The organism is Stenotrophomonas sp. ESTM1D_MKCIP4_1 (assembly GCF_003086895.1).
In the GTDB taxonomy this organism is placed as follows: domain Bacteria; phylum Pseudomonadota; class Gammaproteobacteria; order Xanthomonadales; family Xanthomonadaceae; genus Stenotrophomonas.
In genome coordinates, this window is the sequence record NZ_CP026004.1 from 2,663,081 (window position 1) to 2,685,955 (window position 22,875).

A 22,875-nucleotide genomic window follows, 5' to 3' on the forward strand; every position below is an offset into this window, starting at 1 on the left:
TTACTCGTGCTCCGCCAGGTAGGCCAGCAGGCGGTCTTCATCCCACACCGGCACGCCCAGCGATTGCGCCTTGTCCAGCTTGGAACCCGCTTCGGTGCCTGCCACCACGAAGCTGGTCTTCTTGGACACACTGCCGGAGACCTTGGCCCCCAGCGCTTCCAGACGTTCCTTGGCGGCATCACGGGTGAGCTGGGCCAGGGTGCCGGTGAGCACGACGGTCTGGCCATCCAGCGGGCCGGCCACCACCTCGGCCAGTGCCGGCGCCGTGTCCAGGATGTGCCGCATCTCGGCTTCCGCCGCCAGCAGCAGCTTGCCGTGGTCACCACTGTCGAGCCATTCGGCTACGCCACGTGCGGTGTCATCCGGCAGGCCGGCGTTGACGAATTGGCCATGCTCGGCATCGAGCACGGCCTGTGCGCTGGGCAGCGCTGCCACCAGCTTCTCGGCGCGCAGGCGGGTGATGCCGGGAATCTCGGCCTCGACCAGCAGCTGGGCCAGATCCAGGCCCTCGCGCAGCTTCGCGCTGGGCGGATGCGCATCGCGGATGCGTACCTGGCCAACCTCCAGCAGCGCATCAATGGCTTCCTGGTTGCCTTGCTGCTCGAAGAAATGACCCAGCGAACGCGCCACCTCGCCGCCGATGTCCGGCACGCGCTTGAACAGCGGCCACGGCAGGCGACGGATCAGCGTCAGATCACCGAACCACAGCGCCAGCGCCTTGGCTGTGCTTTCGCCCACGTGCTCGATGCCCAGCGCAAACAGCAGCCGTTCCAGGCTGGCCTCGCGGCTGGCGTCGATGGCGGCGATCAGGTTGTCGGCCCACTTGGTCGCGATCTTCTTCGTGTTCCACTCGAACGTGGCCGGCTGCACCAGCGCCTGCGCACGCCAGGCGGGGTCGTGTGCGTCGAGCGCGAGCACGGCCTTCAGGACATCGCCACTGCCCTCGGCAGGCAGGTGCGGCTTGAGGCCGTTGGCCAGCGCCGAGGGATCTTCTGCATCGAGCACCAGTTTCAGATGCAGCAACTGGTCGCGGGTGAGCCGGTAGAGATCGGCCACGCGCGTGACGATGCCCGCGTCGACCAGGGTTTCGATGTACTTGTCACCCAGACCGTCGATATCCATCGCGCGGCGCGACGCGAAGTGGGCGATGGCCTCCTTGCGCTGCGCCGGGCAGGACAGTTCGCCCGAACAGCGCCATGCGGCGGCGCCCTCCTCGCGCACGATTTCCGAACCGCATACCGGGCAGCGGTCCGGCATCTGCCACGGCGTGGTGCCTTGCGGGCGGCGGTCGAGAATGACGCTGACCACTTCGGGGATGACATCACCGGCACGGCGCACGATCACGCTGTCGCCCACCCGCACGTCCAGGCGCGCGATCTGGTCGGCGTTGTGCAGGGTAGCGTTGGACACGATCACCCCGGCCACCGCGACCGGTGCGAGGCGCGCGACCGGCGTTGCAGCACCCGTGCGGCCGATCTGGATCTCGATCGCCTCCACCGTGGTGCTCTGTTCCTGTGCCGGGAACTTGTGCGCGATGGCCCAGCGCGGTGCGCGCGAGACGAAGCCCATGGCCTGCTGGCCCGCGCGGTCATCCAGCTTGTAGACCACGCCGTCGATATCGAACGGCAGGCCGTCACGGCGTTCGCCGATATCACGGTAGTAGCCCAGCAGGCCGTCCGTACCTTCCACCACCTTGCACAACGCGCTTACCGGGAAACCCCATGCACCCAGCTGTGCCAGCGTGCCCGAATGGGTATCGGGCAGCGCACCGCCCTGCACGTCGCCGGTGCCATAGGCGAAGAAACTCAGCCTGCGCTGCGCGCTGATCTTCGCATCCAGCTGGCGCAGCGAACCGGCGGCGGCGTTGCGTGGGTTGGCCAGCACCTTGCCACCGTGCAGCCGTGCCCGATCGTTGTAGGCCTCGAAATCCGCACGGGCCATGTAGACCTCGCCGCGCACTTCCAGCACGTCCGGCCAATCCTGCCCGTGCAGGCGCTTGGGAATATCGGCGATCTCGCGCAGGTTGGCGGTCACGTCCTCGCCGGTGCTGCCATCGCCACGGGTGGCGCCCAGCACGAACTGCCCGTCTTCGTAGCGCAGGCTGATCGCCAAGCCATCCATCTTCGGTTCGGCCGAGAACTGCAGGCTGCGGCGGCCCAGGCGCTCGTCGATGCGGCGCACGAAGTCGGCCACTTCCTCATCACTGAAGGCATTGGACAGCGACAGCATCGGCACCGCATGGCGCACCTCGGCGAAGCGGCCGGACGGGCGCGCGCCCACCTGCTGGGTGGGGCTGTCGGCGCGGGCCAGTTCCGGGTGTTCGCGTTCCAGCACTTCCAGTTCGCGCACCAGGCGGTCGTAGTCGACGTCGGGGATCTCCGGCGCATCCAGCTCGTGGTAGGCGCGGTTGGCCTGGGCGATCTGCCGGCGAAGGTCTTCGGCGCGTTCGGCGGGGCTGGGGCTCATCGGAATCCGGTGCTTCTGGGATGGCCGGGAATTCTACCGCGCCCGGGTGTCAGCCCCCCGTAATGCCCCGCCGGGGTGGCATGTAGCGTCGAGCTTGCTCGACTGCGGCTGGGTAGAGTCGAGCGAGCTCGACTCTACAAGAGCGGCAGTCGAGCGAGCTTGAAGCTAACAGTGCGGGTTGCCGCCCGCCGCCGGCAGCGCTAGCGTGCATCGGCCACCCTTCGGAATCCTGCACGTGACCCTGCCCGCCTCCCGCCGCCACTTCCTGCAGCTGGCCGGTGCCGGCCTCGTCGCCGCTGGCAGCGGCCTGCCCCACCTGGCCCAGGCCCAATCGGTCCCCCGTGGCCCGGTCCTGCTCAGCTTCAACGAATGCCCGTACGGCCCCTCGCCCGCCGCCCAGCAGGCCGCGCGCGACAGTATTGCCGGCAGTGGTCGTTACCAGTTCGCCCTGGCCGGGCAGGTGCGCGACGCCTTCGCCGCCGAGGCCGGCCTCCCGGCTGACCACGTACGCCTGTACCCGGGTTCCAGCGAACCCCTGAACCGTGCCGCCACCCTGTGGACCAGCCCTCAGGCGGCGCTGGTGGTGGCCGACCCGACCTTCGAGAGCCTGGGTGACATGGCCGGTGCACGTGGCGCCCCTGTCCAGAAGGTTCCGCTGCGTACCGATGGCGCGCACGATCTGCGCGCGATGGCGGCAGCAGCGCACGCCCAGCCGACCGGCCTGATCTACGTCTGCAATCCGAACAATCCCACCGGCTCGATCAGCCCGCCGACCGAGCTGGCCTGGTTGCTGGCCAACAAACCTGCCGCCACCCGCGTGCTGGTGGACGAGGCCTACCTGCAGTACAGCGAGCAGCCCAGCCTGATCGCGCAGGTGGCCCAGCGCGATGACCTGATCGTGCTGCGTACGTTCTCCAAGCTGTATGGCATGGCCGGCCTGCGCCTGGGCGTGGCGGCCGCCCATCCCGACCGCCTGCGCGACCTGGCCAGCCTGGGCGAGAACCCGCTGCCGGTACCCGCGCTGGCTGCAGGGCTGGCCAGCCTGCGTGATCCGCAGCTGATCGCGCAGCGCCGCCTGCAGAACGCGAAGGTCCGCCAGACCACCATCGCCTGGCTGGGCAAGCGCGGTTTCAGCTGCGTGCCGTCGGAAGCCAACTGCTTCGTGGTGGATGTGCAGCGCGACGGCAACGCCTTTGCCAAGGCAATGGCCGACAACGGTGTGGTGATCGGCCGCAGTTGGCCGATCTGGCCGCAGCGCGTGCGGGTGACCGTAGGCACCGAAGAGGAAATGGCGGCGTTCCGCAGCGCATTCGCCAAGGTCGCCGGCGTGCCGGCGTAACACCCTCCGCGGTGGGTGCCGACCGTTGATCGGCACATCATCCCCGGTAGGTGCCGACCGTGGGTCGGCACATCCGTCCCGGTAGGTGCCGACCGTTGGTCGGCACATCCGTCCCGGTAGGTGCCGACCGTTGGCCGACACATCAATCCCGGTAGGTGCCGACCGTGGGTCGGCACATCAGCATTTACCAGCGCGGCGGCTTGGTCAGCGGCGGTGCCTGGTGCTGGCGATCGTAGGCACGCAGCTCGTCGCGGATGTGGGCGATGCGCTGGCGGCCCAAGGCGTTGCGGCTGTCATCCAGCACCACGCCATCAAGCAGCTCGGCCATGCGCTGCACGGTCGGCAGCATCTTTTCCCAGGCATCCAGCGCGGTCAGCGGTGCCGGCAGGGTCAGGAAGAAGGCGATGGCCGGGGTTTCCATGGCGCGGATGTTGCCCATGTCGAAGCTGCCCGGCTTCATGATGCTGGCCATCGAAAAGATCGGGCCGCGCTCGGGATGGCCTTCCACCAGGCGGTGGAACACGTTCATATGGCCAAACACCAGGCCGGTCTTTTCGGCCGCCACCACGATGTCCTCGCCACGCAGCTGTTCACCGGCGCGGGCGGCCACGAACAACGACACGATCTTGTCGAAGTCCTGGGTCGCACGCTTGCCCAGATCGCTGCTGCCCGGGTCGGTATCGGCCAGGCCCAGTTCCGCCTGCTGGCCTTCGTCGCCCAGCCCCGGCTCGCTTCGGCTCTCGCCCAAGGCCACGCCGTCTTCGCCCAGCACCGGCTCGCGGCGCTCACCGCTGCTCGGTTCCGTGCTTTCCACGCGGCGCCCCTGCGGCTTCTTTTTCGGACGGCCAAACAGGAAGATCGCGGCAACCAGCAGCAGGCCGGCGGCCAGGATGCCGATGCGCAACAATGCCGTGTCGGTCATTCGGTAGGTTCTCCGGCTAGTTCATTCAGGTAACTAGAATGGCACGTCAGGCCGCGCCCGCCAATCGCGCGGCTTCTTCCAGGTCCACGCTGACCAGGCGGCTGACGCCCGGCTCGCGCATGGTGACGCCCGACAGCTGGTGGGCCGCCTCCATCGTCGCCTTGTTATGGCTGACGAACAGGAACTGCACCTTCTCGCTCATCTCCTTGACCATGTTGGCCAGGCGACCGACGTTGGCCTCGTCCAGCGGCGCGTCCACCTCGTCCAGCAGGCAGAAGGGCGCGGGATTGAGCTGGAAGATCGCAAACACCAGGGCGACCGCGGTCATCGCCTTCTCACCGCCGGACAGCAGCGAGATGCTGGACACGCGCTTGCCCGGCGGGCGCGCCATGATGGTCACGCCGGTATCCAGCAGGTCCTCGCCGGTCAGTTCCAGATAGGCATGGCCGCCACCGAACAGGCGCGGGTACAGTGCCTGCACGCCCGCATTGACGCGGTCGAAGGTGTCCTTGAAGCGGCCACGGGTTTCGCGGTCGATCTTGCGGATGGCGTCTTCCAGGGTTTCCAGCGCGGTGGTCAGGTCGGTGTGCTGCGCGTCCAGATAGTCCGAACGCTGCGATGCTTCTCCGTACTCATGGATGGCGGCCAGGTTGACCGGCTCCAGCCGGCGCATGCGTCCGTCGATCTGGTGAACGGCCTGTTCCCAGTCGCCCAGGCGGGCATCGTCCGGCAGCGCGTTGAGCACGTCCCGCAGCACAAAACCCGCCTTTTCCACCGCACCCTGCAGGGTCTCGGCACTGAGCACCAGCGCCTGCTGGTCAAGCTTGCGCTGCGAAATTCGCTCACGCTGGGCCAGCGCCTGTTCGTCGCGCTGGTGGCGGGTCTGTTCGTAATTGCGCAGTTCGGCGTCGATGCCGTCCAGCAGCGTGCGTGCTTCGGTCAGCACGCGATCGGCACGCACGCGTTCTTCCAGCGCGTTCTGGTGTTCGGCCTGCAGCGATTCGACCGGCGAATCGCCTTCGTCGAGCTGCGAATGCAGTTCGCCCAGGCGCGAATCCAGCTGCCCGCGCTGGGTACTCATGCGCTCCAATGCCTGGCTCAGCGATGCCACCTGCGCACGCTGCGACTCCAGAGTCAGGGCCAGTGCATGCGAACGCTCGCGCACCGCGCGCGCGGCTTCGCGGGCCACATCGCGCGCATCGGTCAACTGACGACGCTCGCCTTCCAGGCCCTGCCGGGTCGATTCCAGATCGCCCATGCTGCTGACCGCACTCTCCAGCCGCGAACGCGCCTCGCGCGCCTGTTCGCGGTTGACGTCCAGGGTTTCCAGCAGCTGGCCCAGCTCACCTTCGATGCGATCGATGCGCGTGCGCGCTGCTTCCACCTTGCCCTGCTGGCCCTGCAACTGGCCGGCCAGTTCGGACACCGCACGATGCGCCTGGTACAGCGCCCGCTGCGCGTCCTCGCGCTGCTGCTCCGCCGCCAGCAACTGGTCACGGAATGCCGCGAGCTGCTCTTCCACTGCGGCCTCGCGGTCCTGCAGCTGTTCGATCTGCTCGCGCAGTTCGTTGATCTCGCGTTCGCGCAGCAGTGCACCCTGCTGGGCGGCACCGGAACGCGACACCCGCAGCCAGCCCTGGCCCAGGCGCTCGCCGCCCTGGGTGATGATCGAATCGCCCTCGGGCAGGCCGGCCTGCAGCGTCTTCGCTTCGGCCAGGTCACGGGCACCGTGCAGGTGGGCCAGCAGGCGGCGGATGGCCACCGGGCCCCGCACGCGTGCGGCCAGCGAGGTCGGCGCCACGTTCAGTTCGCCGGATGCGTCGGCCACCAGCGCGATGTGACCATCGCCGAGTTCGCCCAGCGCATCGACCAGACGCGCCGGCTCCTCCACCAGCACGCCCTCGATCAGCTGGCCGAGCGCGCTTTCCACGGCATTTTCCCAGCCGGCATCGACATCCAAACGCTCGCCCACGCGTGCAGCCGAATCCAGCCCGTGAGCCTTCAGCCACGCCACGGCGGCGCCCTGCTCCTGGCCGAGCGCGGCCTGCTGCAGGGTTTCCAGTGACGCCAGGCGGCCACGCAGGCCATTGGACTGCTTGCGCAGCTCGGCCAGTTCATTCTGGCCGGTGCGCTGCTGTTCCTGCACGGCAGTCACGCCCTGCTTGCGGCGTTCGACGTCCTCGCCGAGTTCGTCCAGCGCCGTCTTCTGCGTTTCATGCTGCAGGTACAGCTGCTCGAAGGCTTCTTCCAGCGCATCCACGTCCAGCCCGGCGCGCTCGCCGGCCAGCGCTTCGCGGCGCCGGTCGGCATCAAGGATCTGCTTGTCCAGGTAGTCCACGCGGGTCCGCTCGACATCGCCGGCACGCGAGGCTTCCGAGCTCTGCGAGGTGTGCTGTTCCCAGCGGTGCTGCCAGCTGGCCAGGCGGTCTTCGGCCTCGCGCAGGCTTTCCTGCTTGATCTCGTTCTCTTCCTGCAGCGCTTCCAGCTGCGGGGTGGCATCGTCGACGGCCTCGCGCAGCACCCTCAGCTTGGCTTCGTCGCCACTGATGTGCTGGCCAAGCTCGGACAATGCCTGCCGGGTTTCGTCGCGCGCCTTGTGCAGGCGCTGCGACAGTTCACGCTGGTGCTGGATCTGCTGCTCGACACGGGCCAGCGTGCTGCCGACCTGGTAGACGGCGGCCTGTGCGGTATTGAGTGCATCGGCGGCCTCTTCGCGGCGCACGCGCGAGGTCTCGATGCGGGCTTCGGCCTCACGCTGGTCGGCAATCAGCTGCTGCAGCTTGGTTTCTTCCTGCGACAGCCCTTCGCGCAGCTTGGACAGGCGGCCGTCGAGGCCACGGAACTCCAGCGCCTTCCACTCGGCATCCTTGACCCGGCGCTCTTCCTGCAGCGCCTGGTACTGCTCGGCCTGCCGGGCCTGGCGCTTGAGGTGTTCGAGCTGCTTGCTGATCTCATCGCGCAGATCGCCCAGGCGGTCCAGGTTCTCGCGGGTGTGGCGGATGCGGGTTTCGGTTTCCTTGCGGCGCTCCTTGTACTTGGAGATGCCGGCCGCTTCTTCCAGGTACACGCGCAGGTCTTCCGGGCGCGCCTCGATGATCTGGCTGATCATGCCCTGCTCGATGATCGAGTAGCTGCGCGGCCCCAGGCCGGTGCCCAGGAACAGATCGGTGATGTCGCGGCGGCGGCACTTGGTGCCATTGAGATAATAGTTGCTGCTGCCGTCGCGGCTGACCGTGCGCTTGACCGATATTTCGTTGAACGAGGCGTACTCGCCGGAAATCGTGTGGTCCGAATTATCGAAGATCAGCTCGACGGTGGCCTGCGAAACCGGCTTGCGGGCGTTGGAACCGGAGAAGATCACGTCGGTCAGCGAGTCGCCGCGCAGCCGGCTGGCCGAACTTTCGCCCATGACCCAGCGCACGGCGTCGATGATGTTCGACTTGCCGCAGCCATTGGGCCCCACCACGCCGGTCATGTTGGTCGGCAGGTGCAGGGTGGTCGGATCGACGAACGACTTGAAGCCGGACAGCTTGATCGTGGAAAGACGCATAGAGGTTCCGGACTGGGGCCGGCGAGCGGCCTGCTTACCCTCCAAGTCCTTGATCCTGCTGGGATCGCTGGCCGTGGAACGGGCGTGACGCCCTGAGTATACCGATGTGGCTGTGTTCTACGAGGGGCGTGGAACGTGATCCGGCCAAGGCTGCGGGCGCCGGGCCTTCCCCAAAACAAAACGGGCACCCTTGCGGGCGCCCGTTCTGGTGACACCAGGCCTTGCGGCGTGGGATCAGGCCTTTTCGGCTTCAACCACAACCTTGACGGTGGTTTCAACGTCGGCGTGCAGGTGCACCAGGACGTCGTACTCACCGATGTTGCGGAAGGCGCCTTCGCCCAGGATGACTTCGCTCTTGCTCAGCGGCAGGCCGGCAGCGGTAAAGGCATCGGCGATTTCGCGGGCGCCGACCGAGCCGTACAGCTTGCCTTCGGTCGAAGCGTTGGCGGCGATGGTCACGCTCGCGCCTTCCAGCTTGGCCTTGCGGGCGTCAGCGTCGGCGTGGATGGCCTGGGCCTTGGCTTCGTACTCGGCGCGCTTGGCTTCAAACTCGGCCTTGTTGCTCTCGGTGGCCGGAACGGCCTTGCCCTGCGGCACGAGGAAGTTACGGCCGTAGCCCGGCTTCACGTCGACCAGGTCGCCCAGGTTGCCGAGGTTGGTGACTTTCTGCAGGAGGATCAGCTGCATGGTATTGCTCCAGGTAAGTTATTCGTTAGCGAGGTCATGCCCCGCAACAAAGGCTGTCCGAATAGCTGGCACAGCGGGGGCGGCACCGGGCCGCCCCGCCGGGCATCAGACGTCGTGGTTGTCGGTGTACGGAATCAGGGCCAGGAAGCGAGCGCGCTTGACGGCGGTCGCCAGCTGGCGCTGGTACTTCGACTTGGTACCGGTGACGCGGCTCGGCACGATCTTGCCGTTCTCGGTCAGGTACTGGCGCAGGGTGTTGAGATCCTTGTAGTCGATCTCCTTCACACCTTCAGCCGTGAACTTGCAGAACTTGCGGCGACGGAAGAACTTGGACATGGGAAGGCTCCTTAGGCGGCGGAAGCGGCGTCGTCGCCGGCTTCGTTGTCAGCGGTGGTGGTGGACTCGCCTTCTTCGTCGTCACGACGACGGCGCTCACCGCGCTCCGGCTTGTCACCCTTCTCGTCCTTGCTCTTCATGATCAGCGACTGCTCGGTGTCAGCCTCGTCACGCTTGATGACCAGGTTGCGCAGCACGGCGTCGTTGAAGCGGAAGCTTTCGGTCAGTTCGTTCAGAACGGCCTGGTCGGCTTCGATGTTCAGCAGCACGTAGTGCGCCTTCACCAGGTTCTGGATCGGGTACGCCAGCTGGCGGCGGCCCCAGTCTTCCAGACGGTGGATGGTGCCGTTGCCGTTCTCGACCAGCGACTTGTAGCGCTCGATCATGGCCGGGACCTGCTCGCTCTGGTCCGGGTGGACCATGAACACGATTTCGTAATGACGACTCATGTTTTTTCTACCTTTCGGATGTGGCCTTGCGGCCGGACAGCCCCCCGCCGTGGATACCGCGGTGGGGCAAGGGTTCCCGCCAGGAAGGCAGGAAGCCGCGCATTATGGCGCAGTTGGGGGTGGCGGGCAACCAGGCGGCGCGCCGGCAAGCTGAACCCGGCAGCCCATTCAGCCCGGATCGTCAGCCCAGATCGACGTGAAGGCGGTGCTGGCCGCACTGCAGGCATTGGAACAGGCAGCCGACCATCTCCCCATCACGGGTCAGGTGTTCGAGTACCCAATCGGCGTCGCGCGGGTTGACCGCCAGCACGTCCGGCCGGACCTGATCCAGGATCGGCAGCAGGTCCTGGCTGCCGGCAAATCCGAGGAACGCGCAGGGCCGTTCACAATGGCTGAGCCACACAGACTGCTGCCACGAGGGGTAGCCCGGCGTGCGCTCGCAGATCTCCAGCAGGAGCTCGCGGGGGATGGTCGGAGGCGGATCAGCCGGATCCGGCGATACCCCCTCGATATCGCTCCAGCCGGTGAATTCGCCGTCATAGCGTGCTGATGCGCTGCCGTCGGCGATGCACCAGGGGCACAGATAATCGGGGTTCGCGTGGGAGTAGAACGGCCCGCGGTAGCGGAGCGTGCGGGGCTGGCCGCAGCCGTCACAGACCCCATCGACCGCTTCAAAGGCAGTCACGTAGGCATTGGGGTGATAGGTGAAAACCGGCCGTTCCATCGACGAATTCCAGTCCAGGGCAGTTCCCAGCGCCGCAGTGCCACGCCCGGCGGCCGGCCCTCAGGCCTTGTCGGCGTCGGTGGTGAAACTCTCGCCGCAGCCACACTCGGCGGTGGCGTTCGGGTTGCTGAACGTGAAGGTCTCGCTCAGGCCGTGCTTGCCGAAGTCGATGACGGTGCCATCCACCAGGGCCAGGCTCTTGGCGTCGACATAGATCTTCACGCCATCCTGGTCGAACACGGTGTCTCCCTCGCGTTCGTCACGGGCCAGGTCGGTCACGTGCCCCCAGCCGGAGCAGCCGGTCTTGGTCACGCCGAAGCGCAGGCCCAGGGCGCCGGGGGTCTGGGCGACGAAGCGCTGCACGCGCTCGAAGGCGATGGGGGTCAGGCTGACGGCCATGAGGCTTACTCCAGGGGTACGGGGACATTATAAGGAGCCGGCGGCCGCGAAAAATGCCTCGCAAGCAGAACGCTGCAACCGGTAAACTCCCGTGTTCACAGATCGAGTCGATCAGCAGAGGATTCAAGTCATGACGGTGGTCAGCGTTGAACATGCGCTTGCCGGGAAGATCCCGGAAGGCGGAGAAGTCACGGTACGCGGATGGGTGCGCACGGTGCGCGGTTCAGCGAATCTGGCCTTCGTCAATGTGAGCGACGGTTCCTGCTTCGCGCCGATCCAGGTCGTGGCCAACGACACGCTGGCCAATTTCGACGAGATCAAGCGCCTGACCAGCGGCTGCTCGGTCATCGCCACCGGCACCCTGGTGAAGTCGCAGGGCAAGGGCCAGTCGTTCGAGATCCAGGCCAGCGCGCTGGAAGTGGTCGGCTGGGTGGAAGACCCGCTCACCTACCCGATCCAGCCCAAGCCGATGTCGCCGGAATTCCTGCGCGAAGTGGCGCACCTGCGCCCGCGCACCAACCTGTTCGGCGCGGTCACCCGCATCCGCAACTGCCTGGCCCAGGCCGTGCACCGCTTCTTCCACGAGAACGGCTTCAACTGGATCAGCACCCCGATCATCACCACCTCCGACGCTGAAGGCGCCGGCCAGATGTTCCGCGTGTCCACCCTGGACATGGTGAACCTGCCGCGCGACGAGAAGGGCGCGATCGATTTCAGCCGCGATTTCTTCGGCAAGGAAACCTTCCTGACCGTGTCCGGCCAGCTGAACGTCGAGGCCTACTGCCTGGCGCTGAGCAAGGTCTACACGTTCGGCCCGACCTTCCGTGCCGAGAACAGCCACACCACCCGCCACCTGGCGGAATTCTGGATGATCGAGCCGGAAATCGCCTTCGCCGACCTGGCCGAAGACGCGCGTCTGGCCGAAGAGTTCCTGAAGTACCTGTTCCGCGCCGTACTGAACGAACGTGGTGACGATCTGGCCTTCATCGCCGAGCGCGTGGACAAGAACGCGATCACCAAGCTGGAAGACTTCATCAATGCCCCGTTCGAGCGCATCGACTACACCGATGCGGTCAGCCTGCTGCAGAAGTCCGGCAAGAAGTTCGACTTCCCGGTGGAATGGGGCCTGGACCTGCAGACCGAACACGAGCGCTGGCTGACCGAAGAACACGTCGGCCGCCCGGTGGTGGTGACCAACTATCCGGAGCACATCAAGGCCTTCTACATGCGCCTGAACGACGACGGCAAGACCGTCGCCGCGATGGACGTGCTGGCCCCGGGCATCGGCGAGATCATCGGCGGCAGCCAGCGCGAAGAGCGCCTGGACGTGCTCGATGCGCGCATGGCCCAGTTCGGCCTGGATCGCGAGCACTACAGCTGGTACCGCGATTTCCGCCGCTACGGTTCGGTGCCGCACGCCGGCTTCGGCCTGGGCTTCGAGCGCCTGGTGGTCTACGTCTGCGGCCTGTCCAACATCCGCGATGCGATCCCCTACCCGCGCGCCCCGGGCAGCGCGGACTTCTAAGCCACACCCCACGACCACGGAGGTACTGCCCCCATGACCCTGTTCTTCGCCCTCTGTTTCGTTGGCGTCGCAGTGGCCGGGTTCAGTGCCTTCGTGATCTTCTGGCCATTGACCCTGGTGCACGTGCGTGACCGCCATCCGGCGCTCGCCGCGCGCTTCGGCACTGGCGCCTTCCTCAAGCCCGACGCCCTGGCCTGGCTGCTGCGCCGCGATTACCGCCAGCAGCCGGACCGTTCGCTGTCCGGGCTGGCGACACCGGCCTGGGTATCGCTGCTGACCCTGCTGGCTGGACTGGGCATGGCCGCCCTGCTCTGGCTGGCCTCGCTCTGGTAACACACCGATGAACGACAACACCGACGCCCGCGACAGCTGGTGGCTGGCCAGCCTCGGCAACACCCTGATCTGGGCCCGCCTGCGGGTACGCCCGGCGGGCACCGCCGAAGTGCTCGACAGCGATGGCAACACGCTGAGCTATGACAGCGAAGACACCGCGCGCTCGCAGCTGTTCGACGCCGAGTTCGTCGAGTACGACGGCCTGGACGAAGAAGACGCCCTGGTGCGTGGCTTCAGCCTGCACGAAGTGCAGCCGCCGCAGGCCGGCAGCGATGAAGGACTGCGCGGTCGCATGGTGCAGTCGCTGGGCGCGCGCGCGTAAGGCGCGACCGATGTTCACCCCGCGCGACTTCGCCGCGACCGACCTGCTCTGGCTGGATCGCCTGCTGGCGCGTGATCCGTTCGTCACCGTGCTGACCACCGGGGAGGACGGCCTGCCCGAACTGACCCGCGTGCCAGTGCTGTACCGCCGCGACGGCGACCGGATCGAACTGCGCGGCCACTGGGCCCGGGCCAACCCGCAGGCGCGCCACGACGGCGCGGCCAAGGTACTGGTCGACGGCCCGCACGGCTACGTGTCCGCCAGCTGGTACCCGGACAAGGAAGCGGCATCGCGCGTACCGACCTGGAACTATGCCGCCGCCGAACTGCGCGGCCAGCTGCAGCGCTTCGACGATACCGACGTACTGGCCCAGCTGGTCTCCGACATCGGCGACCGCTTTGAAGCCAGTGTCGGCCAGGCCTGGCAGTTCGAGCCACAGCGCGACGACCACCGTCGCCAGCTGCGCGGCATCATCGGTTTCCGCTTCCAGGTCGAACAGGTACAGCTGAAGCTGAAACTGAGCCAGAACCACCCCGAGGCCAACCAGCAGGCAGTCATCGCCGAACTGGAAAAGCTCGACACCCCGCATTTCACCGAGCTGGCGCAGTGGATGCGCTGGCACCGCGAACAGACCGCCGCCAGCGGCTGAGCGCATTGTTTCCCGCGATGACGTGACCGGACGGCCACGCGCTTCGCCCACCCGACGCCAGGGACCCGAACATGAAAGACATCCACAAGCTGCTGCAGAACAACCGCGACTGGGCCGACCGCATCGAGAAGGAAGACCCCGAGTTCTTCCACCAGCTGGCCAAGCAGCAGCACCCGGAGTACCTGTGGATCGGCTGTTCCGATTCGCGCGTGCCGGCCAACCAGATCATCGGCATGGCCCCGGGCGAAGTCTTCGTGCACCGCAATGTGGCCAACGTGGTCGCCCACACCGACCTGAACTGCCTGAGCGTGGTGCAGTACGCGGTGGACCAGCTGAAGGTGAAGCACATCCTGATCGTCGGCCACTACGGCTGCGGTGGCGTGCATGCGTGCCTGCACAACACCCGCGTCGGCCTGGCTGACAACTGGCTGCGCCACGTCGGCGATGTGATGCAGAAGCACACCGCGATCATCGATGCGATCGACACCGATGAACTCAAGCATGCCCGCCTGTGCGAGCTGAACGTGATCGAGCAGGTCGCCAACCTGTGCCGCTCGACCATCGTGCAGGACGCCTGGGCCCGCGGCCAGAAGCTGATGGTGCATGGCTGGGTCTACAGCCTGAAGGACGGCCGCGTGCGCGAGATGGGCATCGACGTCGGTTCACCGGAAGAACTGCAGCCGGCCTACGAAAAGGCCCTGTCCTACGTGCCGCGCAAGGGCAAGCGCGACTGACCCCCCGAGGAAACGAACCATGCTCGCCGCGCCGATCAACCTGCATGCCTGGATCGAAGAAAACCGCCACCTGCTGAAGCCGCCGGTTGGCAACAAGATGATCGACAACGGCGACTTCATCGTGATGGTGGTGGGCGGGCCGAATTCGCGCACCGACTACCACTATGACGAAGGCCCGGAGTGGTTCTACCAGCTGGAAGGCGAGATGGTGCTGAAGGTGCAGGAGGAGGGCGCGGTGCGCGACATTCCCATCCGCGCCGGCGAGATCTTCCTGCTGCCTGCGAAGGTACCTCATTCGCCGCGGCGCCCGCCCGGTGGCATCGGCCTGGTGGTGGAGCGCAAGCGCCTGCCGCACGAAAAGGACGGCGTGATCTGGCACTGCGAGCGCTGCAACCACAAACTGCACGAAGAGTATTTCCCGCTGCAGAACATCGAAACCGACCTGCCCAAGGTATTCGCGCGGTACCAGGCCAGCCTGGAACTGCGCACCTGCAGCCAGTGCGGGCACGTGGACCCGCTGCCTGCGCCGGCGGCGGGCTGAAGGGTCGTAAATACCCACCGTAGTGGGCGCCTGCCCGCCCCCGCTCTGGTAGATGCCCACCTTGGTGGGCGCCTGCCTGCACGTGCGCCAACCAAGGTTGGCGACTACCGGGTCAAGCCCCAAGCGCTACACTGGCAGCCCCGTTGCAGCCTGTTGCCCGCCCATGTCCGACCTGCTCAACCGCACCCACGCCATCGCGCTGGACGCCGCCGATCCGCTGCGCCCGCTGCGTAACGAATTCCTGATTCCGCGCCATGGCGGCGGCGAACAGACCTACTTCGTCGGCAACTCGCTGGGCCTGCAGCCGCGTGGTGCGCAGGCCGCCGTGCAGGAAGTGATGAAGCAGTGGGGCGAACTGGCCGTGGAAGGCCACTTCACCGGCCCCACCCAGTGGCTGTCCTACCACCGCCTGGTCAGCGCCCAGCTGGCCCGCGTGGTCGGTGCGCTGCCCAGCGAAGTGGTGGCGATGAACACGCTGAGCGTGAACCTGCACCTGATGATGGTCAGCTTCTACCGGCCCACTGCCGAGCGCCCGGTCATCCTGATGGAGGCCGGCGCGTTCCCGACCGACCGCCACGCGGTGGAAGCGCAGATCCGCTTCCATGGTTTCGACCCCGCCGACTGCCTGGTGGAAGTGCAGCCGGACGAAGCCAACGGCACGATCTCGATGGACGCCATCGAGCGCGCCATCGGGGAACATGGGCCGCGCCTGGCGCTGGTGCTGTGGCCAGGCGTGCAGTACCGCACGGGCCAGGCCTTCGACCTTGATGCGATCACCCGCATCGCCCGCCTGCAGGGCGCACGCATCGGCTTCGATCTGGCCCATTCGGTCGGCAACATGCCGCTGCATCTGCACGAGGTCGCACCGGATTTCGCCGTGTGGTGCCATTACAAGTACCTCAACAGCGGCCCGGGCGCGGTCGCGGGTGCCTTCGTGCACGAACGCCACCATCGTGATGCCACCCTGCCCCGCTTCGCCGGGTGGTGGGGCCACGATGAAGCAACGCGCTTCCAGATGGCGCCGCAGTTCACCCCCGCCATCGGTGCCGAAGGCTGGCAGCTGAGCAACCCACCGATCCTCGGCCTGGCGCCGCTGCGAGCATCGCTGGACCTGTTCGAGCGCGCGGGCATGGAGGCACTGCGCCGCAAGTCGCTTGCCCTGACCGGCCTGCTCGATGCGCTGGTGCGGGCACGGCTGCCGCAGGTGCTGGACATCGTCACCCCGTCCGAACCCGAGCGCCGCGGCTGCCAGCTCTCGCTGCGGGTGATCGCCGGCCGCGAGCGTGGCCGAGCCCTGTTCGACCACCTGCGCGCCATCGGCGTGCTGGGTGACTGGCGCGAACCGGACGTGATCCGCATTTCGCCCACTCCTCTCTACAACCGCTACCTGGACGTGCACCACTTCGTCGAGGAAGTGGAAGCCTGGGCCGGCCTGTAAGCCGCCCCTCCCCTACTGCTGGACAGTTCGTTGATCGCACACGCTTCCCGCTCGTTGAGCATCATCGGTGCCGGCCTCGCCGGTTCCCTGCTGGCCATCCTGCTGTCCCGGCAGGGCTGGCGCATCACCCTGTACGAGCGCCGCGGCGACCCGCGCGTGGCCGACTACGAGAGTGGCCGGTCCATCAACCTGGCGCTGGCCGAGCGCGGCCGCAACGCGCTGCGCCAGGCCGGCGTGGAGGATGAGGTGATGGCGCGCGCGGTGATGATGCGCGGACGCATGGTGCACCCGCGCGAGGGCGAACCGCAGCTGCAGCGCTATGGGCGCGACGACAGCGAAGTGATCTGGTCGATCCACCGCAGCGATCTGAACACCACCCTGCTGGAACTGGCCGAGCAGGCCGGTGCCACCGTGCATTTCCACCGCCGCCTGCACACCGTGGATTTCGATGCCGGCTACGCGCGCTTCATCGACGACCGCGACGACAGCCCGCACGACATCCTTTTCGACACGCTGATCGGTGCCGATGGTGCCGGTTCGGCACTGCGCGCAGCGATGAACCGGCGTGCGCCGCTGGGCGAGGACATCGCGTTCCTCGACCACTCGTACAAGGAACTGGAAATTCCCCCGGCAGCCGACGGCAGCTTCCGCATCGAGCGCAACGCGCTGCATATCTGGCCACGCGGGCATTACATGTGCATTGCCCTGCCCAACCACGAAGGGACCTTCACCGTCACCCTGTTCCTGCCGAACAAGGGCGAGCCGAGTTTCGCCACGGTCACCACCGGTGCGCAGGCCGAGGCGCTGTTCGCGCGTGAGTTCGCCGACACGCTGCCGTTGATACCGGACCTGCGCGCGGACTGGGAACAGCACCCACCGGGCCTGCTGGGCACCCTGACCCTGGACCGCTGGCACCAGGCCGGGCGCGCCGTGCTGATCGGCGACGCCGCGCACGCGATGGTGCCCTTCCACGGCCAGGGAATGAACTGTGCCTTCGAGGACTGCGTGGCGCTGGCCCGCCACCTGCAGGACGCCGACGACCTGGAAAGCGCCTTCGCTGGTTTTGAAGCCGAGCGCAAACCCAACGCGCGTGCGATCCAGCAGATGGCCCTGGACAACTACCTGGAAATGCGGGATCGCGTGGCCGATCCGGCGTTCCTCCTGCAGCGCGAGCTGGAACAGGAACTGCAGCGCCGCTGGCCGACCCGTTTCGTACCGCACTACACCATGGTGACCTTCCTGCACACGCCGTATGCCGAAGCGCTGCGCCGCACGGAGATCCAGCGCGACCTGCTGGTGGCGGCCACGGCCGGCCACACCACCCTGGACAACATCGACTGGGCCACGCTGGAAGCGCAGATCCATGCGCAGCTGCCGGTCCTGGAGGGCGCACATTGATGGCCGACAGCTTCCTGTTCTACGACCTGGAAACCTTCGGCCAGGACCCGCGCCGCACCCGCATCGCGCAGTTCGCAGCAATGCGCACCGATGCCGACCTCAACGTGATCGACACACCGGTCAGCTTCTTCGTGCGCCCGGCCGACGATCTGGTGCCTTCACCGATGGCAACGCTGGTCACCGGCATCACCCCGCAGCAGGCCATGGCCGAAGGCATCAGCGAAGCCGAGGCCTTCGACCGCATCAACGAGCAGTTGTCGCGGCCGGGTACCTGCGCGCTGGGCTACAACACCCTGCGCTTCGATGACGAGTTCATCCGCTACGGCCTGTTCCGCAACTTCCACGATCCCTACGAGCGCGAGTGGCGCAACGGCAACTCACGCTGGGATCTGCTGGACATGCTGCGGATGATGCGCGCCCTGCGCCCGGAGGGCATCCAGTGGCCGCTGCGCGAGGATGGCGCCACGTCGTTCAAGCTGGAGCATCTTGCCGAGGCCAATGGCGTACGCGAGGGCGACGCGCACGAAGCGCTGTCGGACGTGCGCGCCACCATCGGCATGGCGCGCCTGTTCAAGCAGTCGCAGACACGGCTGTGGGAGTACGCGCTGAAGCTGCGCGACAAGCGTTTCGTCGGCAGCCTGCTGGACGTGGGCGCGATGAAGCCGGTGCTGCACATTTCCATGCGCTACCCGGCCAGCCGCCTGTGTGCCGCGCCGGTGCTGCCGCTGGCCATGCACCCGACCATCAACAACCGGGTGATCGTGTTCGACCTGGACGGCGGGATCGACGACCTGCTGGAACTGCCGGCCGAGGTCATCGCCCAACGCCTGTACCTGCGTGCCAGCGAACTGCCCGAGGGCGTGGCACGCGTGCCGCTGAAGGAAGTGCATCTGAACAAGGTGCCCGCCCTGGTGGCCTGGAACCACCTGCGCGCTGACGATCACGCCCGCCTCGGGCTGGACGTGGCGGCGATCGAAGCCAAAGCCGAGCAACTGCGTGCGGTCGCCCCGCAGCTGGCCGAGAAGGCCCGACAGGTCTTCAACCAGCCGCGGCCGGCCACCGTATCCGACGTCGACGCATCGCTGTACGACGGCTTCCTCGGTGCCGGCGACAAGCCCCTGCTGGCCCTGGCGCGCACCAGCGCGCCGCAGCAGCTGGCCGCGCTGGAAGGCCGCTTCCGTGACCCGCGCCTGCCCGAACTGTTGTTCCGCTACCGCGCACGCAACCATCCCGACAGCCTCGCACCGGCTGAACGCGAGCGCTGGCAGGATTACCGCCGCCAGCGCCTGCTGGGCGATGGCGGCCTGGGCGAACTGAACCTGCCGCAGTACCAGCAGCAGATCGAGGCACTGGCCGCCGAAGCGCCAGACGACGCGCGCCGGACCCATCTGCTGCAGTCGCTGCGCGACTGGGGCCACCACCTGCAGGAGAACCTGTGAGCACGTATTTCTCCGACGCCAGTTTCAAGTTTCTGCGCAGCCTGGCGCGGCACAACGAGAAAGCCTGGTTCAACGACCATCGGCAGCAGTACGAGGACCACGTACGGCAGCCCTTCCTTCGCCTGCTGGGCGACCTGCAGCCGGCGTTGACCGAGGTGAGCGACCACTTCCGCGCCGACACGCGCGGCGTCGGTGGCTCCCTGTTCCGCATCCATCGCGACGCGCGTTTTTCCAACGACAAATCACCCTACAAGACCTGGCAGGGCGCCCGCCTGTTCCATGAGCGCCGCCGCGAAGTGGCAGCGCCCTCGTTCTACATCCACCTGCAGCCGGGCGAGAGCTTCGTCGGCGCCGGCGTGTGGCACCCCGAGCCAGACACGCAGCGGCGCATCCGCCATTTCATCCTCGACAACCCGGGCAGCTGGAAGGCGGCCGCCCACGCACCGGCCCTGCGCAAGCGCTTTGATTTCGAGCAGACTGAAAAGCTGGTGCGACCGCCACGCGGCTTCCCGGCCGACTTCGAGTTCATCGACGATCTCAAGCATCGCAACTGGGTCATGTGGCGCTCGCTGGACGACGACACCATGACCGGTCCACGCCTGCTCTCCACGCTGGGCAAGGATCTGGCGGCGTTGGGCCCGTTCGTCGACTATCTCTGCGCTGCACTGGACCTGGAATTCTGATGATGGCGGAACTGCCGTTGGCGCAGCAGCGGCGCGTGCTCGGCCGCACCGGCCTGCAGGTCTCGCCCATCGGCCTGGGCTGTTCCGGCTTCTGGGGCCACCGCCGCTTCGCCGAAAGCGCGGCGGCCGCCGTGGTCGAACACGCGCTGGCGCAGGGGGTGAACCTGCTGGACACCGGCCACAACTATTCCGGCTTCCATGCCGAACCTCGCCTGGGCCGCATCCTGCGCCCGCTGCTGGCACGCTTCCCGCGTGATTCCCTGGTGATCTCCAGCAAGGGCGGCACGCTTACCGGCCAGGCCGGCATCAGTGGCGCCGAGCAGCGCGACTTTTCCGCCGCGGCGATCACCGCCAGCTGCGAAGCGTCGCTGCGCAACCTGGGCCTGGATTACCTGGACATCTACCAGCTGCACGGCGCCAGCGAGCACGACATCACCGATGACCTGCTGGCCGCGCTGCAGCGTCTGCGTGAGCGCGGCCTGATCCGTTACACCGGCATCAATACCCATTCGGCGGTGACCCTGCGCTGGATGATCGCCCACCCCGAGGCCTTCGACGTGGTGCTGCTGGATTACAACGCGCTGCAGCAGGACCGCGAGCCGCTGATCGACGCGCTGCACGCCGCCGGCATCGGTGTGCTGGCCGGCACCGTGCTGGCCCAGGGCCATCTGCTGCCGGCGCGGCCGCGCCTGCCCCGCCTGGCTGATGCCTGGTATCTCGCGCGCACGTGGCTCAAGCCCAGCAGCCGCGCCTTGATGCGCAGCGCCCACGCGATGCGCCGCGCGGTGGCGTCTGTGCACAGCCAGCGCCCGGCCCAGACCGCCTTTGCCTATGTGCTGCAGCACCCCGGCGTGGCCTGCGGCATCCTCGGCACGACCCGCGTCGCCAGCCTGCAGCAGGTGCTGCAGACCCGCGTCGATCGGCTGGACGGCGCCGAACGGCAGCGGCTGGTGGCCGCGTTCGGCGATGGCAGCGGCTCACCCAGTCACTGACGCTTAACCTGCGGCGGCCGCACTTGCGGCAGTCTGGGTACCATGAAGAAACTCATCGGCATCCTGGTTGCCCTCGCCCTGGCCGTGGTCGCCTGGTGGTTCAGTGGCCCGTACCTGACCGTGCACGGCCTGTCCAAGGCCATCGAGCAGCGCGATACGGCGAAACTGGAACGCTACGTGGACTTCCCACGCGTGCGCAGCAGCCTACGTGCTCAGCTCAACGATTACCTGGTTCGGCAGGCCGGACCGGACGTGGCAGCCAGCCCGTTCGGGGCGTTGCTGTACGGGCTGGGCGACCAGCTGGGTGGCGCGGCGGTGGACACCATGGTCACGCCGACCGGCATCGGCGCGATGTTGCAGGGCCACGTCCTCTGGAAGCGCGGCCGCAATGAACTGCAGGGTGGCGATGCGTTCGGCCCGACCGAACCGGCCCGGCCGTTGAAAGACGCCGAGCACCGTTTCGAGTCGCTGGACCGATTTGTCGTCGAGGTCCAGCGCGGCCCCGGCGAACCGCCGTTGAAGGTGGTGCTGGAACCGCAGGGCCTGCGCTGGAAGGTGGTGGATCTGCAGTTGGGGATGTCGGGCAGCCCGTAGGTCCGCTCTGGGAGATGCCCACCTGGCTCGTGCGCATCCGCCGTACCGCGCTCTGGTAGACGCCCACCTTGGTGGGCGCGGCTGCGCCGCGATGCTCGCATTCGCCGTACCCCGCTCTGGTAGATGCCCACCTTGGTGGGCACGGCTGCGCCGCGATGCCAACCAAGGTTGGCAGCTACCCGGGCCTCGTCTGCCTTGGTGGGCACGGCTGCGCCGCGATGCCAACCAAGGTTGGCAGCTACCCGGGCCTCGTCTGCCTTGGTGGGCGCGGCTGCGCCGCGATGCCAACCAAGGTTGGCAGCTACCGGGGCCTCGTGCGCCTTGGTGGGCGCGGCTGCGCCGCGATGCCAACCAAGGTTGGCAGCTACCGGGCCTAGCCTTCGTTGGCGACGCCGTGCGGGACGTGGCCGGCCGCTACGTGCTCGCGGGCGCTGTCGATGTTGTGCTGCGAATCGTCAAAGAAGATGTCCGCGCCGAACGCCTGCAGGAACGGGCCCTTGTGCCGGCCCCCCAGGAACAGCGCCTCATCCAGGCGCACGCCCCATTCGCGCAGCGTGCGGATCACCCGCTCGTGCGCCGGCGCCGAGCGTGCGGTCACCAGCGCGGTGCGGATCGGTGCGCTTTCGCCGGCGGGGAACACTTCCTGCAGCGTATGCAGGGCCGACAGGAAGCCACGGAACGGGCCACCGCTGAGCGGTTCGCGCGCACGCTCGCGCTCGTGGCGGCCAAACGCTTCCACGCCCTGCTCGCGTGAAATGCGCTCGCTCTCATCACCGAAGATCACCGCATCACCATCGAAGGCGATGCGCAGCTGGCCGGCATTGCGCTCGCTGTGCACCACCTGGTCTTCCGCCGCTGCGGCAGTTTCACCCGGCGGCTTGGGCAGGATGGTTGCCGCGGCGATGCCATGGCGCAACGCGCTGCGCACCGATTCCGGGTTGGCCGACAGGAACAGGTCGGTGCCGAACGGCTTCACGTATGGCCAGGTCGGTTCGCCTGCGGTGAACGTCGCGCGGATGATGCCCAGGCCGTAGTGCTGGATGGAATTGAAGATGCGCAGGCCGGTGTCGGCCGAGTTGCGCGACAGCAGGATCACTTCCACCCGGGGGTTTTCCGGGCTGGCGCCCTGGTTCAGCGCCAGCAGCTTGCGCACCACCGGAAAGGCCACGCCGGGGCCGAGGATGTCGTCCTCGTGCTGGCGCTGGTACTCGGCATAGGCCGCCACGCCGTCGCTCTCGAACAGCGCGTGGCTTTCTTCCAGATCGAACAGCGCGCGCGAGGTCACCGCGACGGTCAGCAGACGGGGGGTGTTGTCTCCCATCGGTGGGGGTCCTTCAAGCGATCGGCGGGGCCGG

22 protein-coding genes are annotated in these 22,875 nt (G+C 67.4%); 13 read left to right on the forward strand and 9 right to left on the reverse strand.

Going from position 1 to position 22,875, the window contains the following annotated elements:
- A complete protein-coding gene (gene ligA, locus C1924_RS12235) occupies window positions 1-2,472 on the reverse strand; it encodes an NAD-dependent DNA ligase LigA (protein WP_174208994.1) in 2,472 nt (823 codons plus the stop codon).
- Window positions 2,473-2,701: 229 nt separating this feature from the next.
- Here ligA and C1924_RS12240 point away from each other — a divergent pair, with 229 nt between their 5' ends.
- A complete protein-coding gene (locus C1924_RS12240) occupies window positions 2,702-3,805 on the forward strand; it encodes a pyridoxal phosphate-dependent aminotransferase (protein ID WP_108765548.1) in 1,104 nt (367 codons plus the stop codon).
- Window positions 3,806-3,989: 184 nt separating this feature from the next.
- Here C1924_RS12240 and zipA read toward each other — a convergent pair whose 3' ends face one another.
- The 7 genes from zipA to C1924_RS12275 form a co-directional block, all read right to left on the reverse strand.
- On the reverse strand, window positions 3,990-4,727 hold the full coding sequence (zipA, locus tag C1924_RS12245; protein ID WP_108765549.1) for a cell division protein ZipA: 738 nt from the start codon (window positions 4,725-4,727) through the stop codon (window positions 3,990-3,992).
- 46 nt (window positions 4,728-4,773) lie between these two features.
- The gene (gene smc, locus C1924_RS12250; RefSeq protein ID WP_108765550.1) at window positions 4,774-8,277 is read right to left on the reverse strand and encodes a chromosome segregation protein SMC; all 3,504 of its coding nucleotides are present in this window, start codon (window positions 8,275-8,277) and stop codon (window positions 4,774-4,776) included.
- A gap of 234 nt (window positions 8,278-8,511) precedes the next feature.
- Window positions 8,512-8,964, reverse strand: coding sequence for a 50S ribosomal protein L9 (gene rplI / locus C1924_RS12255; RefSeq protein ID WP_108765551.1), 453 nt, complete (start codon window positions 8,962-8,964; stop codon window positions 8,512-8,514).
- Window positions 8,965-9,069: 105 nt separating this feature from the next.
- On the reverse strand, window positions 9,070-9,300 hold the full coding sequence (gene rpsR, locus C1924_RS12260) for a 30S ribosomal protein S18 (RefSeq protein WP_002804494.1): 231 nt from the start codon (window positions 9,298-9,300) through the stop codon (window positions 9,070-9,072).
- 11 nt (window positions 9,301-9,311) lie between these two features.
- Window positions 9,312-9,749 (reverse strand): 30S ribosomal protein S6, encoded by a 438-nt coding sequence (rpsF, locus tag C1924_RS12265; RefSeq protein ID WP_049445625.1) that lies wholly within the window; start codon window positions 9,747-9,749, stop codon window positions 9,312-9,314.
- A 181-nt stretch (window positions 9,750-9,930) separates the two neighbouring features.
- Window positions 9,931-10,473 carry a CbrC family protein gene (locus C1924_RS12270; protein WP_108765552.1) on the reverse strand — a complete coding sequence of 181 codons (543 nt, stop codon included), beginning with the start codon at window positions 10,471-10,473 and terminating at the stop codon, window positions 9,931-9,933.
- Between the two features lie 60 nt (window positions 10,474-10,533).
- Window positions 10,534-10,872, reverse strand: a complete 339-nt coding sequence (locus tag C1924_RS12275; protein ID WP_006452998.1) for an iron-sulfur cluster assembly accessory protein — start codon at window positions 10,870-10,872, stop codon at window positions 10,534-10,536.
- A gap of 130 nt (window positions 10,873-11,002) precedes the next feature.
- Between C1924_RS12275 and asnS the strand changes: the two genes are divergently transcribed.
- The 12 genes from asnS to C1924_RS12335 all read left to right on the forward strand — a co-directional run bounded on the left by asnS (window position 11,003) and on the right by C1924_RS12335 (window position 21,520).
- Window positions 11,003-12,397 (forward strand): asparagine--tRNA ligase, encoded by a 1,395-nt coding sequence (asnS, locus tag C1924_RS12280; RefSeq protein WP_079222389.1) that lies wholly within the window; start codon window positions 11,003-11,005, stop codon window positions 12,395-12,397.
- Between the two features lie 33 nt (window positions 12,398-12,430).
- Window positions 12,431-12,730, forward strand: a complete 300-nt coding sequence (locus C1924_RS12285) for a hypothetical protein (RefSeq protein ID WP_108765553.1) — start codon at window positions 12,431-12,433, stop codon at window positions 12,728-12,730.
- 7 nt (window positions 12,731-12,737) lie between these two features.
- Entirely contained in the window at window positions 12,738-13,052 is a 315-nt protein-coding gene (locus tag C1924_RS12290; RefSeq protein ID WP_108765554.1) for a hypothetical protein, read from the forward strand.
- A 10-nt stretch (window positions 13,053-13,062) separates the two neighbouring features.
- Window positions 13,063-13,701 carry an FMN-binding negative transcriptional regulator gene (locus C1924_RS12295; protein ID WP_108765555.1) on the forward strand — a complete coding sequence of 213 codons (639 nt, stop codon included), beginning with the start codon at window positions 13,063-13,065 and terminating at the stop codon, window positions 13,699-13,701.
- 71 nt (window positions 13,702-13,772) lie between these two features.
- Window positions 13,773-14,435, forward strand: a complete 663-nt coding sequence (can, locus tag C1924_RS12300) for a carbonate dehydratase (protein ID WP_108765556.1) — start codon at window positions 13,773-13,775, stop codon at window positions 14,433-14,435.
- A 19-nt stretch (window positions 14,436-14,454) separates the two neighbouring features.
- Window positions 14,455-14,976 (forward strand): 3-hydroxyanthranilate 3,4-dioxygenase, encoded by a 522-nt coding sequence (locus C1924_RS12305; RefSeq protein WP_108765557.1) that lies wholly within the window; start codon window positions 14,455-14,457, stop codon window positions 14,974-14,976.
- A 163-nt stretch (window positions 14,977-15,139) separates the two neighbouring features.
- Window positions 15,140-16,414: a kynureninase gene (gene kynU, locus C1924_RS12310; protein ID WP_108765558.1), complete on the forward strand. Its 1,275-nt coding sequence runs from the start codon at window positions 15,140-15,142 to the stop codon at window positions 16,412-16,414.
- Window positions 16,415-16,444: 30 nt separating this feature from the next.
- Complete coding sequence (locus C1924_RS12315) at window positions 16,445-17,812, forward strand: NAD(P)/FAD-dependent oxidoreductase (protein ID WP_108765559.1); 1,368 nt, start codon at window positions 16,445-16,447, stop codon at window positions 17,810-17,812.
- Window positions 17,812-19,251: an exodeoxyribonuclease I gene (gene sbcB / locus C1924_RS12320; protein WP_108765560.1), complete on the forward strand. Its 1,440-nt coding sequence runs from the start codon at window positions 17,812-17,814 to the stop codon at window positions 19,249-19,251. Before C1924_RS12315 ends, sbcB begins: the two co-directional genes overlap by 1 nt.
- A complete protein-coding gene (locus C1924_RS12325) occupies window positions 19,248-19,934 on the forward strand; it encodes a DUF2461 domain-containing protein (RefSeq protein WP_108765561.1) in 687 nt (228 codons plus the stop codon). Before sbcB ends, C1924_RS12325 begins: the two co-directional genes overlap by 4 nt.
- Entirely contained in the window at window positions 19,934-20,926 is a 993-nt protein-coding gene (locus C1924_RS12330) for an aldo/keto reductase (protein ID WP_108765562.1), read from the forward strand. The genes C1924_RS12325 and C1924_RS12330 overlap by 1 nt, the downstream gene beginning before the upstream one ends.
- Before the next feature lie 42 nt (window positions 20,927-20,968).
- Complete coding sequence (locus tag C1924_RS12335; RefSeq protein ID WP_108765563.1) at window positions 20,969-21,520, forward strand: DUF2939 domain-containing protein; 552 nt, start codon at window positions 20,969-20,971, stop codon at window positions 21,518-21,520.
- A gap of 373 nt (window positions 21,521-21,893) precedes the next feature.
- On the opposite strand, the gene C1924_RS12340 is transcribed toward C1924_RS12335, so the two are convergent.
- Window positions 21,894-22,841: a 5'-nucleotidase gene (locus tag C1924_RS12340; RefSeq protein ID WP_108750020.1), complete on the reverse strand. Its 948-nt coding sequence runs from the start codon at window positions 22,839-22,841 to the stop codon at window positions 21,894-21,896.
- Between the last annotated feature and the right edge of the window lie 34 nt (window positions 22,842-22,875).